The organism is Flexivirga sp. B27 (assembly GCF_052905685.1).
Genome location: NZ_JBPYUM010000001.1, coordinates 882,511 through 898,260, shown reverse-complemented (window position 1 = coordinate 898,260; position 15,750 = coordinate 882,511). Strand labels below are relative to the sequence as shown.

Below are 15,750 nucleotides of genomic sequence, written 5' to 3'. Positions count from 1 at the left end.
TGAAGCCGCCTCGACGGGGCTGGCAGGATGGGCGCCATGTTCGGCAGCAGTAAGAAGAAGAGCACCCAGCCCGTCCCGCTCGACAAGGGTCCGTTGGGCGGTGCGGCGGTGAGCCTGTCGCAGAAGCTGGTCACCGTCGGCGTCGACGGGAAGGCCGGCTTCGATAGCGCGCGTGCCGTCGCGCTGGCCGCTCACGAGGCCCACCCGGCCGACGTCGAGCGAGCGATCGACAGGGTGATCTCCCAGCATCGCAAGCTCGCGGCGAGTGCCGGATTCATCACCAGCCTGGGCGGATTCGTCACCATGGCCGTGGCGCTCCCGGCCAATCTGGTCGGGTTCTACCTGCTCAACACCCGGATGGTCGCGGCGATCGCGCACCTGCGCGGTTACGACTTGGACGACCAGGCCACGCGCACCGCCATACTCCTGACGCTGGTGGGTGGGGACGCCGACGATGTACTGAAGAAAGCCGGCGTCGTCAGCACCGGGCGGCTGGCACACCTCGCCAGCGGACAGCTGCCGCCGCCCGCGGTGATGGTCGTCAACAAGGCCGTCGGGTTCCGGCTGGTCAGCCAGCTCGGCGACAAGCTGCTCACCAAGCTCGGCAAGGGCATCCCAGTTGCGGGCGGCGTGATCGGCGCCGGCCTCGACGTGTTCCTGCTCAACCGCATCGCCAAGATCGCCAAGAAGGAGTTCCCCCGACGGGAGCGACTGCGCGAAGGGCGGCGCTGAGCGTGGCTCGCCTGCCGAACCTGCGCTGGTCGGCGATGCGCCGGATCTCCGACGCGCTCCAGGAAGCCGCCGATCCGGGCGGTCCGGCCATCACGGCGCGCATCGCCTGCCTGCCCCGGATGACCAAGGCCGTCGCGCGCGGTGACTACGACGAAGTCACCGCGGGTCACCTTGCGCTGCTGGCGGCCGCGGCTGCGTATGTCGTCTCACCGGTCGACCTCCTGCCCGAGGCGCTCGTCGGCGTCATCGGACTCGCCGACGACGCCGTCGTGCTGGCCTGGCTGGCCAAGACCCTCACCACAGACACCGACCGGTTCCTGGAGTGGGAGCGGCGCCGCGGGCACACCGTCCGGGGCGAACGCATCTCCTGACCGTCTCATCCACAGCCCCAACCCGCCCGGCACGTCGTCCACAGCGCGCGTTGTCACGGTGGGCGAGGCGGTGGCTCGGGCCGCAAGCTGCCGGGCATGACCTCGAGACTGCGCGGCATCGGTGAGATCGTCGCCTACCTGCCCTATCAACTCGGCTACGTGCCGCGAGACTGCCTGGTGGTCGTCGGCACCCGGGAAGGGCGGACCAGTCTCACGGCACGGTTCGAGCGGCCCGGCAGCCGCGAGATCGGTGCACTGGCCGATCAGATCGCCCGCGCGCTGCTCCGGCAGGACAGCCAGGAAGTGCTCCTGCTGTGCTACGACGGGTTCGGCGCGATCGACCGGTTGTTCGTGGCCGAGCTGCGCACCCGCTTGCGGCAGGCCGGAGCGCACCTGGCGCACGTCGCCCGGGTGCGCGACGACGGCGCCCAGTGGCGGGTGGAGGAGTGCTCGTGCGACGGCTGTCCCCGGGTGTGGTCATCGGTTCCGCCCGCCACTGACGTCGAGCCGGTCGCCGAGAGCGTGCTGCGCGGGGTCGTGCCGGCCGACGACCGGGCCGACCTGGAGCGCCGATACGACCTCCGGCATCCGTTGGTGGCTGCCGCGATCGGGGCACGGCTCGGCGACCCGGACCCGCCGCTGCTGCCGACAGCCCAGGTGTTGCCGCGGGTGCTGTTGGAGCAACAGACCTCGGTCCACGACCTGCCGGTGGAGGTGCTGGCGTCGGCGACGCTGGCGGTCGACTCGGTGCAGGTGCGCGATCAGGTGCTGTCCTGGCTGATGCCGGACTTCCTGCCGGCGCAGGTGGTCGGCCCGCCGGACGGGTCGGACTGTGCGATCGACCCCCTCCATCTCGGCCTGCCGCCACAGTGGCTGCGCGGGGTCGATCCGTTCGACGACCCGGTGGCCGCGGTCGCGCGCCGGCTCGAGGAGTGGGTCGGGTGCGTGCCGCCGCCGTGGAGTGTCCCGGTGCTCCTGCTCAGTGCTGCAGTGCGCTGGACGTCCGGCAACGGGGTGCTCGCATCCTTCGCGGTCGACCGGGCGCTGGAGCAGGAGCCGGGGTGCCGCCTCGGCCGGCTGTTCGCGGCCGCGCTGCAAGCGGGACTGCGCCCCACCTTCGGTGATGAGCAGCGCCCTGCATGAGGGAACGGCCCGGACAGTGAGACGGGCGCGCTGCTGCTTCGACGCCGGTGGGCGATTTTGCTACCGTCATACCTGTCATGAGTCCCAGCGTTCAGTGACCTTCGGGCCACGAACACAGCCCCGGCTGGCTGGGCGGCAACCCTCCACCGCGGTGGGGTGCCCCGGGTGAAGACAGGGTCGACCGCACACGGCGGTCGGCAAGCGCGGGGCGGCGAGCCCCAAGGGCACCCAAGGAGTGGGCCGGATGACCGCCATACACACCACGTCCTCAGCGACGCAGTGGTGCGCACCGCCGCAGGACGCCAACCCCGACGCCCGCGCCATCCGGCTGACCGACGTTCACCTCGAGAACGGCGAGCGCCTGCCCGAGGTCGTCGTCACCTTCCAGACCTGGGGTCGGTTGTCCCCGGACGCCGACAACGCAGTGCTCATCGAGCACGCGCTGACCGGCGACTCCCACGTCGAGGGGGAAGCCGGACCCGGCCAGCCCACCGCCGGGTGGTGGCCGGACCTGATCGGTCCGGGCCGCACCCTGGACACCGACGAGCTGTATGTCGTCGCGATCAACGTGCTCGGTGGCTGCCGCGGCACCACCGGACCCGGGTCGACTGCTCCCGACGGCAAGGCGTGGGGGTCCCGCTTCCCGCGCACGACCATCCGCGACCAGGTCGCGGTCGAGGCTGCGGTCGCCGACGCGCTCGGCATCGACGCGTGGTTCCTGGTCCTGGGCGGCTCGATGGGCGGCATGCGCACCATCGAGTGGGCCGCCGGACTGCCGCAGCGGACCCGGGCAGCACTGGTCATCGCCAGCGCGGCCCAAGCCACGGGCGACCAGATCGCGTGGGGTCAGGCGCAGACGCTGGCCATCGCCTCCGATCCCGCGTATGCCGGGGGCGACTACTACGACACCGGCGTCATACCCGAGCACGGCCTGGGCATCGCCCGCCGGATCGCGCACGCCACCTATCGCAGCGCCGACGAGTTCAACACCCGCTTCGGCATCCAGCCGCAGGAGTCCGAAGACCCGCTCGACGGCGGCCGGTTCGCCGTCGAGAGCTACCTGGACCACCAGGCCGGCAAGCTGGTCGCCCGGTTCGACGCCGGTTCCTACGTGCATCTCACCGCGGCGATGGCCACGCACGACGTGACGCGCGGCCGGGGGAGCCTGACAGAGGTCCTCGGCAGCTACCCCGGACTGCTGCGGGTCGCCGCCGTCGACAGCGACCGCTTGTTCCCGGTCGAGCTGTCCGAGCAGATCGTCGCCGCGCACGGTCGCGGCCACGTCCGGCTGCTGCGCTCGCAGCACGGGCACGACGGGTTCCTGATCGAGACCGAGCAGATCGCCGCAGTGGTGTCCGAGACCGTCGCCGACGCGCGCAGGCGCCGGTTACCGGTGCGTGTCGCCGGCTGACGTGACGTGATCCACATCATGGGCGGCCCGCAGGTCGCGACGGTCCGGTAGCGTCGGCCCTACGTGCCGAGTCGGTGCAGGACCCGGCAGGAAGAGGTGATCGCGCAGTGGCTGTCGTGGTGGGATACGTGCCGACCAAGGAAGGCGAGGCGGCGCTGCGCCGTGCTGCCGCGGAGGCAGCGGTGCGGCAGACACCGCTGGTGGTGCTCGACTCGGCGCATGCCGCGGGGGAGGACCAGGCCGACGATGCCCGGGCCCAGCTGGCGGCGCTCGCCGATCAGGAAGTCAGCTACGAGGTCCGCACCATCGGACCGAGCGACGACGCCACGGACGAGCTGTTGCGTATCGCTGAGGACGAGTCGGCCGATCTGCTGGTGATCGGGCTGCGCCGTCGCTCGCCGGTGGGCAAACTGATCCTGGGCGCCAATGCGCAGCGGATCCTGCTCGACGCCGCGTGTCCGGTGCTCGCAGTCAAACCTTCGGAGTGACCCGACCGCCCCGAATCCCTTGGCGGACAGGACTTTTCGGCGATCGGACGCACGCGATTTCCGGCGTCGGACCGGCCCGATGGAATGTTCTGCACCCCGAATCGTTTTATAATGGTGTGGAAGCGCTCGTGGCCGGGCCGGACCAGCCGAGTGTGACGGTCGCTTCTCAACCCCAACCTCGGTCAGCCGTCGTCCCCGGACGGCAACGTAGTGGTGTCCGCGCACCGCGGGCCGACAGTTTCGGAAGGTAGTTGGTGGACCCAGTGTCGAAATCCCCCGCACCGGCATTGCCGGCGGAGTTCGCGCACCCTGCACTGCAGCAGTTGATGGCAGCCGGCCAGACGCATGGCTCGATCGACAGCTCGCAGCTGAAGGATGCCCTGGAAGCCAGTGAGATCGCCCCGCAGCGGATGAAGACCGTGCTGCGTGCACTGGACGAGCACGGCATCGCCGTGACCCTGGACTCGGAGACCGCGGCTCGCGCGGTCGCGACCACGACGACCCGTCGCAGCACCAGCCAGAAGGCTGCCAAGGGTGCGGCGAAGAAAACCACGGCCAAGAAGGCTGCCACCGCCAAGGGCGATGAGGAGCAGGCCGAGCCGGCCAAGAAGGCTGCCACGAAGAAGACTGCAGCCAAGAAGACCGCGGCGAAGACAGCTGCTGCCGAGGGAGCAACCGACGACGCGACCGACGAGGCCGCTGTCGAGGCGAAGCCGGCCAAGAAGGCCGCCGCCAAGCGCACCGCGACGAAGAAGACCGCTGCGCGCCGGAAGGCCGCGGACGTCGAGGTCGAGGACGACGACAAGGAGTCGACGGACGCCAAGGACGCCAAGGACGCCAAGGAGGAGGAGTCCACCAAGTCGGGTGCGTTCGTCATCCGGCAGGACGACGAGGACGACGCGCCCGCGCAGCAGGTCGTCACCGCCGGTGCGACCGCGGACCCGGTCAAGGACTACCTGAAGCAGATCGGCAAGGTCGCACTGCTCAACGCCGAGCAGGAGGTCGAGCTCGCCAAGCGGATCGAGGCCGGCCTGTTCGCCGAGGAGAAGCTCGGCGCGTTGACGAAGTCGGAGAAGTTCTCCAAGTCGGGTCGTGAGCTGGACTGGATCGCCCGTGACGGTCGCAAGGCCAAGAACCACCTGCTCGAGGCCAACCTGCGACTGGTGGTCTCGCTGGCCAAGCGCTACACCGGCCGCGGCATGCTCTTCCTCGACCTGATCCAGGAGGGCAACCTGGGTCTGATCCGTGCGGTCGAGAAGTTCGACTACACCAAGGGTTACAAGTTCTCGACATACGCCACGTGGTGGATCCGGCAGGCGATCACCCGTGCGATGGCCGACCAGGCGCGCACCATCCGCATCCCGGTGCACATGGTCGAGGTCATCAACAAGCTCGCCCGTGTGCAGCGGCAGATGCTGCAGGACCTGGGCCGCGAGCCCACCCCGGAGGAGCTGGCCAAGGAGCTGGACATGACTCCGGAGAAGGTCGTCGAGGTCCAGAAGTACGGCCGTGAGCCGATCTCCCTGCACACCCCGCTCGGTGAGGACGGCGACAGCGAGTTCGGCGACCTGATCGAGGACTCCGAGGCCGTGGTGCCCGCCGATGCGGTCAGCTTCACGCTGCTGCAGGAGCAGCTGCACTCGGTGCTCGACACCCTGTCCGAGCGCGAGGCCGGCGTCGTGTCGATGCGCTTCGGGCTGACCGACGGCCAGCCGAAGACGTTGGACGAGATCGGCAAGGTCTATGGCGTCACGCGCGAGCGGATCCGGCAGATCGAGTCCAAGACGATGAGCAAGCTGCGTCACCCGTCGCGCTCGCAGGTGCTGCGCGACTACCTCGACTGAGATTTTTCGCTGCGACTCCTCGCAGCACCCAGAACGGCCCCGGCGAACACGTTCGCTCGGGGCCGTTCTGTGTGCGGGGCCGTTGCGTTGGGGAACCGGTGCACAACTGACAACGGTCGCCGGTTCGGTACGGGATATGCGCCGGAGGGCGTGCGTAACTGACAACGGTCGCTGGTTGGGTACGGGATATGGGCCGGAAGGCGTGCACAACCGGCAACGGTCGCCGGTTTTGTAGCGGGGCGTTCCTCAGCGCCGCCGCAGGCGTATGCCGCTCAGCCGCGCCGGCCACCGGACGATGCGACCGAGACCACGCCGGAGCACCGCACGTCCGGAGCTCGGCAGGATCGTCGACCCGATCCGCTGCGGCCAGGACTGCTGCCGGCGGATGCCGTCGAGGATCTCCCGTGACTGGGGGTCGATCGACGTGGGCGCGGTGCCGGGTGCGGCATACCGCTCCTGCTCCAGGGTCTGCACGGCGCTGTGCAGCGCCTCCAGACCGGACGGGGGAAGTGCGGCACGGGACCGGTAGTAGCGCTCGGTCGCACGTGGTGAGCGCTCCTCGTCCGGCGGCGGGATGCCCAGGTCACCGAGCCTGGTCTGCAGCACCTGCCACTGTGCCTCCACCGGCCGGTGCTCGCGCAGCCGCGCACTGATCGACTCCCGGTGCCGGCGCGCCAGCAGCGGCAGCACGAGTGCTCCGAGCAGTCCGACGATCAGCACCGCCAGCACAACCAGGACGGTGCGCATCCAGTCGGTGTGCCCTTGGCCGGTGGCTGCGGGCGCCGCGGCCGCGGTCGGCTCCGCCGAGCTCGACGACGGAGCGGCCGAGGCAGAGGACGAGGGTGCCGACGAGGCCGACGGCACGCGGCCGCCGCCGTTGGCCCCGGTCTCCTGGTCGGTGTAGGTCGGCGGGGCGCCGGTGCGCGTCGCCGGGGTCGGCTCGAAGCGGGTCCACCCGAGCCCACGCAGGTAGAGCTCGGGCCAGGCGTGCGCGTTGGACTGCACGACGGTGTAGACGTCGGTCGCCGACGGCACACCGGGCAGGAATCCGAGCGCCATCCGAGCGGGTATGCCGTCCGCCCGCGCCAGCATGATCATCGCGGTCGCGAACTGCGTGCAATAGCCCTGCTTGGTGACCAGGAAGTTGGACAGCGGGTCCAGCGTCTTGCCGTTGACGGTGCGGCGAGCCGCCAGTTGCAGCGAGTAGGTGAATTCGTCGCCGCGCAGGTAGTCCTGGATCCGGACCGCCTGGTCGAAGGAGTTCTTGCCGCCGAGCTTTGCGGCCAGGGCCTTGATCCGGGACGCCGAAGCCTTGTCCAGGGTGAGCGTGTCGGCGAACCGTTTCTTGTCCGCCGGCGCTCCGGTCCGGTAGCCGTCCTTCTGCGGGATCCGGTAGTCGACCTCGTAGGACTTCGCCTCGCCGGTGACGTAGGGCTGCTGGGTCGACGGCGAGTAGCCCCAACCGGTCTGCCCGAAATCGCCCGACTCGAGCGGGAACGGCGCCGGCACGTTGGGCGCGGCCATCGTGTTGTCGGTGACCTTCATGTGCTCGACATACGCGTCGTCGGACTTCGTCTCGCCGACGGGCGGCGGCAGCGGCTTGCCGTCCGTGCCCACGGTCAGGCCGGATGCCCCGGGGAAATCGCTCCACTCACCGTCGGAGTAGTCACCGCCGGCGGTGACTCGCAACGGCGGCGGGGCCAGGTCGGTCGTCTTGAAGGTCAGCACCGGACTGCCGTCGGTGCTGCGCAGGTCCCTGGCGAGACTGACCGTCGTGCTGAACGCGACGACACCGTCGCCGCCACCGTTGCCACCGCGGCCGAGCCCCTTGGCGAAGTAATGCGGTTCGGGATGGGGGAGCAGCACCGGCACGATCAGCGCCAGCACGATGGTGGCGATGCCGATGGTGCGCGCGGTGGACGACAGGCCGGTGATGCCGAGCTGATCCTCGTGCAGGGTCGGGGTGAGGGCGCGTGCCCGGACCGAGGACCAGCCCCGCACCAGGACGCCGCTGCCGTGCGCCAGCATGGTCAGCCATGCTGCGGCCAGCAGGATGAAGAAGACCGGGTTGAGCGCCGTCCCCGTGTTGGACGTGGACAGCATGTAGATGATCATCATCGGCACGCCGGCCAGGGCCGGCTGGCGCGACGTCACCGACAGGAAGTCCACCGCGATCGCCAGGCCCGGCACGATGAGCTCGAGCATCATCAGCAGCCCCGGCGTGACGGGAGCAGGCACCGCGGACTTGCGGACGGTGTCGTTGGCCTCCACCACCAGGTCGTGTACGCCGGAAGCGAATGTCGAGTCCAGGTGTCCCTGCAGGTTGAGCAGTGCGACCACCACGAGGAGTGCGACGACCTGGACCAGCAGCACGGCGCTCGCAGGCGCGCGCACGGTGCGCATGCCGGCACCGACCAGTCCGACGAAACCGCACAACAGCACCAGCGCCCACAGCCACGCGCCGCCCTCCAGCAAGGTGGTGAGCGGCCACAGGGCGACGACCGAGCCGACGACTGCCAGCGCGGTTTCGCTGAGCCGTGCCCGCGCGATCACAGCGAACCCACCTGGACGAGTGCCTTGTTGGTGACCGTGGTCCACGCCTGCTCAATGGGCAGCTTCGGGTTGACGATGACCACGCGCCAGCCGGCGGCGGCGAGTCGGTCGCGCAGTCGTACGGCGGCCCGGCTCGGCTCACCGGCGGCACCACCGGCACCGCCTGCGAAGGTGGCGCTGTCGAGCACGAAGCCGAGCGCGGCCGCACCGGGCTGCCGCAACCCGGCGAGCTGGCTGGCGATGTTGTCGGCGCGACCGGTGTCGGCAGCTGTGTCGGCCCCGTCGCCGGCTGTTCCGGCACCGTCGCCACCGGCGGCGACCACGGCGGTCACCAGCCCGCCGGAGCCGATGCGGTCGTTGCCGGCCGACAGCACGCGGGCGAACTCCTCGTCGGTGCCGAGTGCGGCCGACGCCAGGTCCTGCACCATCTGTGGCGTGGGCACGTCGATCAGGTCGTAGTGCGATGCGTGCAGGGCCTCCCGCGTGACCAGTTGGGTGCGGTAGCCGAGCTCGTCCAGCCGGACGACGATCGACGCCACCGCGCTGACCGCCCACTCGAAGGAGCTGGCTGCGCCGGTGCCGCCGTGTGCCGACGCGCGTGGGTCCAGCAGCACCAGCGCCGAGCGGCGGGCGGGCCGGTCCTCCTGGCGGACCATCAGCTCGCCGCGGTGCGCCGTGGCGGGCCAGTGGACCTTCCGCAGGTCGTCACCGTCGTGATAGGTCCGGATGCTGACGTCGTCATCGCCGTGCAGGGCCACCATCTGCGGCGTCTCCCCGTCGTTGCCGATGCCGGACCCGGGCGGCTGGGTCGCACCGAGTGGCACGACGCGGGGGAGGACGAGCAGCTCGTCGGTCCGTGGCAGCGCACCGGTCACGTGGGTCAGTCCGAAGGGGTCGCGTTGCGTCATCGTGACCGGCCCCAGCGTGTAGCGCCCGCGCAGGTGACTGCGCACGACATACGACACCTCGCGTGACGCTCCGGGCTCGAGCTTGGCGACCACGAAACGCGGCCGGTCACCGAGCACGTAGTCGATGCGCTCCTCGGCGAGGTAGACCCGGCTCGAACGGCGATCGACGTTGGTGAATCGCACCACCACCTCGGTGCGTTCGTCGGGTATGGCGGTGGGTGGTGTCACGGTGCGCTGGACCTCGATGCGTGGCGCAGCTCGTCGGGCGAAGACGAGCGCCAGCAGGGCGAGCACGATCAGCAGCACGCCGACGCGCACGATGTCCTCGAAGCCGAGGAAGAGGCCGGCTGCGCCGAGCACGATGCCGGACGTGAGGAAACCCCGGCCCATGCCGGTGAAGGTGTGCCGACGTGGTGCAGCCATCAGCGCGGACCGGTGGGGACCGCCACTCGTCGGACGATCTCGGCGAGAACCCCGCCGACACCGCGGTGCAAGTGCTGGTTGTCGCTGGAAAGGATCACCCGGTGGGCGAGCACCGGCTCGATGAGGCGCTGCACGTCCTCGGGAATGACGTGGTCACGACCGGCCAGCGCGGCTGTCGCCCGTGCTGCGCGCAGCAGTTGCAGCGACGCGCGCGGGGAGGCACCGAGCCGCAGCGCGCTGCTGCCGCGGGTCGCGCCCGCGATGTCGACGATGTATTGCCGCAGGGCCGGGCTGGCGTGTACTTCGGTGACCCGGTTCGCCATTCGCTGGACGGTGGCGCCGTCGGCGACCGGCCGGAGCCGGTCCAGGGGTGAGACGCCGCCGTGCACGTCGAGCATCTCCAGCTCGGCGGTCGCTGTCGGATAGCCCATCGAGATGCGGGCCATGAAACGGTCGCGCTGCGCCTCCGGCAACGGGTAGGTCCCCTCCATCTCGATGGGGTTCTGGGTCGCCATGACCATGAAGGGCTCGGCAAGTCGGTAGGTGTCGCCGTCGACGGTGACCTGCGCCTCCTCCATGCACTCCAGCAGCGCCGACTGGGTCTTGGGGGAGGCGCGGTTGATCTCGTCGCCGACCACGATGTTGGCGAAGATCGCGCCGCGCCGGAACTCGAAGCTGCGTGAGTCCTGGTTGAAGACACTCACCCCGGTCACGTCACTGGGCAGCAGATCCGGGGTGAACTGGATGCGCCGCATCGGCGAATCGATAGACCGGGCAAGCGCTTTCGCGAGCATCGTCTTGCCGACACCCGGCACGTCCTCCAGCAGCAGATGCCCGCCGGCGAGCAGCACCACGACCGCGGTCGTGATGACGTCGGACTTGCCCTCGATCACCGAGGAGACCGCGCGATGAATGTCGGCCGCGACCCGCTGCACGTCGTCGATCGAGGTGGGCTGGTCGCTTGCGGCACCGGACTCCGGGGTGCGGGGGTCCGTGTCGGTAGTGGAGGACATGTCTTGATCCTGCCTGATGGCTGTCCATCGGTCATCTGATTCGGTCAACGACGCATACCAATCGTGACCGTCGCCACAGCGGGCGCGCTCGCCGGGTCTCCCCACTTCTCCCCACGACCCGTCGAGCGGACGCCTCCGGCGACCCGGTTCGCACCGGTCGGTCACCGGTCGGCGCCGCAATCACGTGGGTTTTCGGCGTATGCCGCGCTGCCGGCCCGTGGCGAACGCGTGACCGACCAGACCAGAACGCCCTGGGCCGCCGCCTGCCTCCCCACTTCCACCCACCGCCGCTGACCTGCGCAAATGCCCGAATCTGAGCTCCGGCGGGGTTCGTGGGGGACGACATGTGGGGAGAAGTGGAGTAGAGTGGGGGCAGTTGGTGAGCAGCGGCGCAGATGGAGGAGGTGCGGTGCATGTTTCTCGGCACGCACACACCTCGTCTGGACGAGAAGGGCCGGCTGGCCCTGCCCGCGAAGTTCCGCGAGAAGCTCGCCGGCGGTCTGGTCATCACCCGTGGCCAGGAGCGCTGTCTCTACGTCTTCGCGATGTCCGACTTCGAGCGGCTCACGGCGGAGATGAGCAACACCCCGGTGACCAACCGCGCCGTCCGCAACTTCCAGCGCGTGCTGCTGTCGGCCGCGTCCGACGAGATCCCGGACAAGCAGGGGCGCGTGACGATTCCCGCGGTGCTGCGTGACTACGCCGGCCTCTCCAAGGAGTGCACGGTCATCGGCACCGGCAACCGGGTCGAGGTGTGGGACACCGCGGCCTGGAACGACTTCCTCGCAGCGACCGAGGACGACTTCGCCGATCAGGGCGAGGAGGTGATCCCTGGCGGGTTGTTCTGATCCTCGGCCTCCATCCGCTTATTCCACAGGCGATTCCGGCGCACCTTCCCCGGTGCCGGACTCACCACCAGGACTGCGAGCGGCTGGGGACCAAGGCTCAGAAAACCGCCGGGATCACCGAAGGCAGACATGACGATCGCGCAGAAGGAGACGGGTGTGAGCGAACGAGGCGCAGCCGACCGGCATACGCCGGTGCTCGCCGCCCGCATCACCGACCTGCTCGCTCCGGCACTCGACCACCCCGGCGCCGTCTTCCTCGACGGCACCCTCGGCATGGGCGGGCACACCGAAGCCATCCTGGCGGCGTGCCCGCAGGCAACGGCATACGGCGTCGACCGCGACACCGACGCGTTGCGGCTGGCGGGGGAGCGGCTCGCGCCGTTCGGCGACCGCTTCCGCCCCGTGCATGCCGTGTATGACGACGCGATCGACGCACTCGCCGAGCTCGGCGTCACCTCGGTCGACGCCGCACTCTTCGACCTGGGCGTCTCCTCGCTGCAACTGGACGAGGCCGACCGCGGCTTCGCCTACAGCGTCGACGCACCGCTGGACATGCGCATGGACCAGACCACCGGCCCGACCGCCGCCGACGTCCTCAACAGCTACTCCGCTGCCGACCTCACCCGCATCCTGCGCGTGTATGGCGAGGAGCGCTTCGCCCGCAAGATCGCCGGCGCGATCGTGCGGGAGCGCGAGCAGCAGCCGTTCACCGACTCCGCGCGGCTGGTGGAGCTGCTGCGCCGGGTGATCCCGGCGGCGTCCCAGCGCTCCGGAGGGCACCCGGGCAAGCGCACCTTCCAGGCGCTGCGCATCGAGGTCAACGGCGAACTCGCCGCGTGGGAGGACGCGCTGCCCGCGGCGATCGAGGCGCTCGCCGTCGGCGGGCGGATCGCGGTGCTGTCCTACCACTCGCTGGAGGACCGCATCACCAAACGGGCACTGGCCGCAGGAGCCAAGAGCACCGCTCCGCCCGGGCTGCCGGTCGAGCTGCCCGAGCACGCGCCATACCTGAAGTTGCTCACCCGCGGTGGTGAGCAGCCGACGGAGGCAGAAATAACCGCCAATCCGCGCGCGGCGTCCGCACGATTCCGCGCCGCCGAACGTATCCTCCCCACAAACCGTGGGGTCCAGCAATCAAGGACGAAGGGACTCCGTCGATGAGTCAGTTGACCGCGCTCCCACGGCCTGCCACCAAGGCCGCCCGCACCGCCCGACCGACTCGCGCGCCCCGCGCCGCCGAGTCGAGCACCCCACGGTTGCAGGTCGTCCAGACCAAGGACACCGCGGAGCACGCCGGCGTCGGCTTCGTCGTGCTGTGCGTGGTGCTGCTGGTCGGCGGACTGCTGGCCCTGCTGCTGCTCAACACCAACCGGGCGCAGGAGTCCTTCGCGATCGACAAGCTGCAGGCCAAGTCCGCGGCGCTCACCGACGAGCAGCAGCAGCTGTCCAGCGAGATCGACGCACAGTCCGCCCCGCAGCAGCTCGCGCTGCGCGCGCAGAAGATGGGCCTGGCTCCGGCCACCAAGATCCGCTACGTGCGCAAGGCTGATGGCACGGTGCTCGGCGTGGCGAAACGCCCGACCAAGGACGACACGTTTACGGTGGGCACGCTGCCGTCGACACCCGCCTCGCGGGCTGCGGGCACGGCCGTCAGTGCCGCCTCCGAGGGGCTGCTGGTGACCAAGCCCCCGACCTTGAAGGTGACCAAGGCGAAGGCCGAGAAGTCCACTGAATCCAGCAAATCCAACAAGCCCGACAAGGCCGGCAAGCCTGACAAGAAGTCGTCGAAGACTGCCGCCAAGGACAAGGGCACGTCCGACACCGCAGCCGCCGCCCAGAAGTAGCCGATCATCGCGAGGTAGATAGTGACCACGTCCCGACGCCCCGGTGCGCGATCGACGCGTCCCAGCGGTTCGTCTCGGGGATCCGGCGCGAGAAGCTCCGGCAGGAGCACCGGCACCAACTCGGGTCGGGCGGCCGCCGGCAAGCGTGACACGGCGCGCACCCGCGCAGCGCGGGCTCGCGGTGAGCAGCACGCCGCCCGCAACAAGGCGGCGCGTGACCAGGCTGCACGCAATCAGGCTGTACGCAATCAGGGCCCCGGCCGGCCGCGGGCAACTCGCTCGACCGGCACACCGCCGCCGCGGCCCCGTCGCCCCGTCGCTCTGGGAGTCGGCCACCCGCGGCGGCGAGCCCGCCTGCTGATGATCGCGACGCTGATCGTCTTCAGCCTGTTCGGCGCGCAGCTGCTGCGCATCCAGGGCCTGGATGCGCAGAGCGTGTCGGCCAAGGCCATCCAGTCACGGTTGCGCACGACGGTGCTGCCGGCGCTGCGCGGCTCCATCGTCGACGCGAACGGCACGGTCCTCGCCTCGAGTGTCGACCGCTACAACGTGGTCGACGACCCGACGGCGACGGTCACCTACAAGAAGCGGATCGACGGTCAGGTCGTCAAGGTCGGGCTGGCCGGTGCGGCGACCGACATCGCGGACGCCATCGGCATCGAGCCGCAGCCGCTGCTGGACGCGATGAAGTCGGCATACAAGAAGAAGTCGCAGTTCACCTACCTGACCAAGAACATCACCCCGCGGCAGTGGCGTCGCATCGCCGAGCTCGGCATCCCCGGCGTGACCAGCGAGACCAGCACCGACCGGCAGTACCCGCAGGGCACGTCCATCGCGCCACTGCTGGGGTGGGTCGGCGGCGACGGCAAGGGCGGCGCCGGTGTGGAGCAGATGAAGCAGAAGGTGCTCAACGGCACGCCCGGCAAGCACGTCTACGAGCAGGCGCCCGACGGCACCGCGATCGCGACCGCCGACAACCAGGACACCCCGGCGGTCGACGGCGAGAACGTCAAGCTCACTCTCGACAACGACCTGCAGTGGTACTCCCAGAACGCCATCGCCGACGCCGTGAAGAAGTCCGGCTCGCTGTCCGGCGAGGTCGTCATCATGGACACCAAGCAGAACCTCAAGGCGGTCGCGAGCTACCCCAGCTTCGACAACAACAACCTCGCCGGAGCCAGCAAGGGCGAGTTGCAGTCCAAGCCGTTCACCCAGGCCTACGAGCCCGGGTCCACCAGCAAGGTCATCACGATGGCCGCACTGCTGGACAAGAAGAAGGCGACACCGACCTCGCACGTCGTCGTGCCGCCGACGCTGACCCGCGCGGGCACGACGTTCCACGACGCCGAGGTGCACGGCACCGAGCACCTGACACTGGCCGGCGTGCTGTCGCAGTCGTCCAACATCGGCACCATGCTCGAGGGCAGCAAACTGGACAAGGGGACGCTCTACCACTACCTGCGCAACTTCGGCCTCGGCCAGACCTCCGGTCTGGGCTACCCGGGCGAGTCCAAAGGCGTGCTGTCGTCATACAAGAACTGGAGCGCCACCCAGCGGTTCACCGTGATGTTCGGGCAGGGCCTAGCCAGCACCGCGATCCAGGAGGCATCGGTCTTCGCGACCGTCGCCAACGGCGGCGTCAAGGAGCCGGTCAAGCTCGTCAAGGGCGTCGGGGAGGGTGACGACTACACCGCGCCGCAGGACGACCGTAAGGCCAAGCGGATCATCAAGAAGTCCACCGCGAGCCAGCTGACCAAGATGATGGAGGGCGTGATCTCCAAGACCGGCACCGCCAAGGCCGCAGCGGTCGACGGCTACTCCATCGCCGGCAAGACCGGCACCGCGGACCGCTACGATCCGAGTCTGGGCCGCTACAACGGTGTGACGGCGTCGTTCATCGGCTTCGCGCCGGCGGAGAACCCCCGCTACATCGTCGCGGTCACCCTGCAGCGACCGACCAAGGGCAGCCACTTCGGTGGTGACGTCGCCGGCCCGGTCTTCTCCAAGGTGATGAGCTACGCGCTGACCCACAGCGGTGTCCCGCCGACCGGGAAGCAGCGTGCGCCCTACCCGCTCACCTATGACCCCTCCAAGACCACGTCGGAAGGCACCACGTCGAAGAACCAGCCCGGCGGCCGAGACCAGACCGGGCAGAGCCGACCCTGACAAGCC

14 protein-coding genes and 1 riboswitch are annotated in these 15,750 nt (G+C 69.8%); of the genes, 11 read left to right on the top strand and 3 right to left on the bottom strand.

The features are described 5' to 3' along the window. Window positions 1-36 precede the first annotated feature (36 nt). The 6 genes from ACSZL9_RS04165 to ACSZL9_RS04140 all read left to right on the top strand — a co-directional run bounded on the left by ACSZL9_RS04165 (window position 37) and on the right by ACSZL9_RS04140 (window position 5,989). Window positions 37-732 (top strand): EcsC family protein, encoded by a 696-nt coding sequence (locus ACSZL9_RS04165; protein ID WP_446664208.1) that lies wholly within the window; start codon window positions 37-39, stop codon window positions 730-732. Between the two features lie 2 nt (window positions 733-734). Further along, the gene (locus tag ACSZL9_RS04160) at window positions 735-1,103 is read left to right on the top strand and encodes a YkvA family protein (protein ID WP_446664207.1); all 369 of its coding nucleotides are present in this window, start codon (window positions 735-737) and stop codon (window positions 1,101-1,103) included. 96 nt (window positions 1,104-1,199) lie between these two features. Further along, entirely contained in the window at window positions 1,200-2,246 is a 1,047-nt protein-coding gene (locus ACSZL9_RS04155) for a DUF4192 domain-containing protein (protein WP_446664206.1), read from the top strand. A gap of 73 nt (window positions 2,247-2,319) precedes the next feature. Beyond that, window positions 2,320-2,456: riboswitch (SAM riboswitch) on the top strand. 34 nt (window positions 2,457-2,490) lie between these two features. Further along, complete coding sequence (gene metX, locus ACSZL9_RS04150) at window positions 2,491-3,657, top strand: homoserine O-acetyltransferase MetX (protein WP_446664205.1); 1,167 nt, start codon at window positions 2,491-2,493, stop codon at window positions 3,655-3,657. 107 nt (window positions 3,658-3,764) lie between these two features. Then, a complete protein-coding gene (locus ACSZL9_RS04145; RefSeq protein WP_446664204.1) occupies window positions 3,765-4,145 on the top strand; it encodes a universal stress protein in 381 nt (126 codons plus the stop codon). A 263-nt stretch (window positions 4,146-4,408) separates the two neighbouring features. Continuing rightward, window positions 4,409-5,989 (top strand): RNA polymerase sigma factor, encoded by a 1,581-nt coding sequence (locus tag ACSZL9_RS04140; protein WP_446664203.1) that lies wholly within the window; start codon window positions 4,409-4,411, stop codon window positions 5,987-5,989. 246 nt (window positions 5,990-6,235) lie between these two features. On the opposite strand, the gene ACSZL9_RS04135 is transcribed toward ACSZL9_RS04140, so the two are convergent. Genes ACSZL9_RS04135 through ACSZL9_RS04125 form a run of 3 tightly spaced genes read right to left on the bottom strand, consistent with a single transcriptional unit; the run spans window position 6,236 to window position 10,886 of the window. Continuing rightward, window positions 6,236-8,542 (bottom strand): transglutaminase family protein, encoded by a 2,307-nt coding sequence (locus ACSZL9_RS04135; protein ID WP_446664202.1) that lies wholly within the window; start codon window positions 8,540-8,542, stop codon window positions 6,236-6,238. After that, window positions 8,539-9,873, bottom strand: a complete 1,335-nt coding sequence (locus ACSZL9_RS04130; protein ID WP_446664201.1) for a DUF58 domain-containing protein — start codon at window positions 9,871-9,873, stop codon at window positions 8,539-8,541. Before ACSZL9_RS04130 ends, ACSZL9_RS04135 begins: the two co-directional genes overlap by 4 nt. Continuing rightward, the gene (locus tag ACSZL9_RS04125) at window positions 9,873-10,886 is read right to left on the bottom strand and encodes an AAA family ATPase (protein WP_446664200.1); all 1,014 of its coding nucleotides are present in this window, start codon (window positions 10,884-10,886) and stop codon (window positions 9,873-9,875) included. Before ACSZL9_RS04125 ends, ACSZL9_RS04130 begins: the two co-directional genes overlap by 1 nt. Before the next feature lie 63 nt (window positions 10,887-10,949). On the opposite strand from ACSZL9_RS04125, the gene ACSZL9_RS04120 reads away from it, so the two are divergent. From ACSZL9_RS04120 to ACSZL9_RS04100, 5 genes are all read left to right on the top strand, one after another. Continuing rightward, the gene (locus ACSZL9_RS04120; protein WP_446664199.1) at window positions 10,950-11,180 is read left to right on the top strand and encodes a hypothetical protein; all 231 of its coding nucleotides are present in this window, start codon (window positions 10,950-10,952) and stop codon (window positions 11,178-11,180) included. A 119-nt stretch (window positions 11,181-11,299) separates the two neighbouring features. After that, window positions 11,300-11,734 carry a division/cell wall cluster transcriptional repressor MraZ gene (gene mraZ / locus ACSZL9_RS04115; RefSeq protein WP_446664198.1) on the top strand — a complete coding sequence of 145 codons (435 nt, stop codon included), beginning with the start codon at window positions 11,300-11,302 and terminating at the stop codon, window positions 11,732-11,734. A gap of 129 nt (window positions 11,735-11,863) precedes the next feature. Continuing rightward, complete coding sequence (rsmH, locus tag ACSZL9_RS04110; protein WP_446664197.1) at window positions 11,864-12,895, top strand: 16S rRNA (cytosine(1402)-N(4))-methyltransferase RsmH; 1,032 nt, start codon at window positions 11,864-11,866, stop codon at window positions 12,893-12,895. After that, window positions 12,892-13,578 carry a hypothetical protein gene (locus ACSZL9_RS04105; RefSeq protein WP_446664196.1) on the top strand — a complete coding sequence of 229 codons (687 nt, stop codon included), beginning with the start codon at window positions 12,892-12,894 and terminating at the stop codon, window positions 13,576-13,578. Before rsmH ends, ACSZL9_RS04105 begins: the two co-directional genes overlap by 4 nt. Before the next feature lie 360 nt (window positions 13,579-13,938). After that, the gene (locus ACSZL9_RS04100; protein ID WP_446664195.1) at window positions 13,939-15,744 is read left to right on the top strand and encodes a peptidoglycan D,D-transpeptidase FtsI family protein; all 1,806 of its coding nucleotides are present in this window, start codon (window positions 13,939-13,941) and stop codon (window positions 15,742-15,744) included. Window positions 15,745-15,750 lie beyond the last annotated feature (6 nt).

What these genes read in the sequence shown, in the direction of transcription:
- ACSZL9_RS04155 (WP_446664206.1), top strand. Translation starts at nt 1,200, where the DNA reads ATGACCTCGAGACTGCGCGGCATCGGTGAGATCGTCGCCTACCTGCCC.
- ACSZL9_RS04100 (WP_446664195.1), top strand. Translation starts at nt 13,939, where the DNA reads ATGATCGCGACGCTGATCGTCTTCAGCCTGTTCGGCGCGCAGCTGCTG.
- mraZ (WP_446664198.1), top strand. Translation starts at nt 11,300, where the DNA reads ATGTTTCTCGGCACGCACACACCTCGTCTGGACGAGAAGGGCCGGCTG.
- ACSZL9_RS04125 (WP_446664200.1), bottom strand. Translation starts at nt 10,886, where the DNA reads ATGTCCTCCACTACCGACACGGACCCCCGCACCCCGGAGTCCGGTGCC.
- rsmH (WP_446664197.1), top strand. Translation starts at nt 11,864, where the DNA reads ATGACGATCGCGCAGAAGGAGACGGGTGTGAGCGAACGAGGCGCAGCC.
- ACSZL9_RS04130 (WP_446664201.1), bottom strand. Translation starts at nt 9,873, where the DNA reads ATGGCTGCACCACGTCGGCACACCTTCACCGGCATGGGCCGGGGTTTC.
- ACSZL9_RS04165 (WP_446664208.1), top strand. Translation starts at nt 37, where the DNA reads ATGTTCGGCAGCAGTAAGAAGAAGAGCACCCAGCCCGTCCCGCTCGAC.
- metX (WP_446664205.1), top strand. Translation starts at nt 2,491, where the DNA reads ATGACCGCCATACACACCACGTCCTCAGCGACGCAGTGGTGCGCACCG.
- ACSZL9_RS04105 (WP_446664196.1), top strand. Translation starts at nt 12,892, where the DNA reads ATGAGTCAGTTGACCGCGCTCCCACGGCCTGCCACCAAGGCCGCCCGC.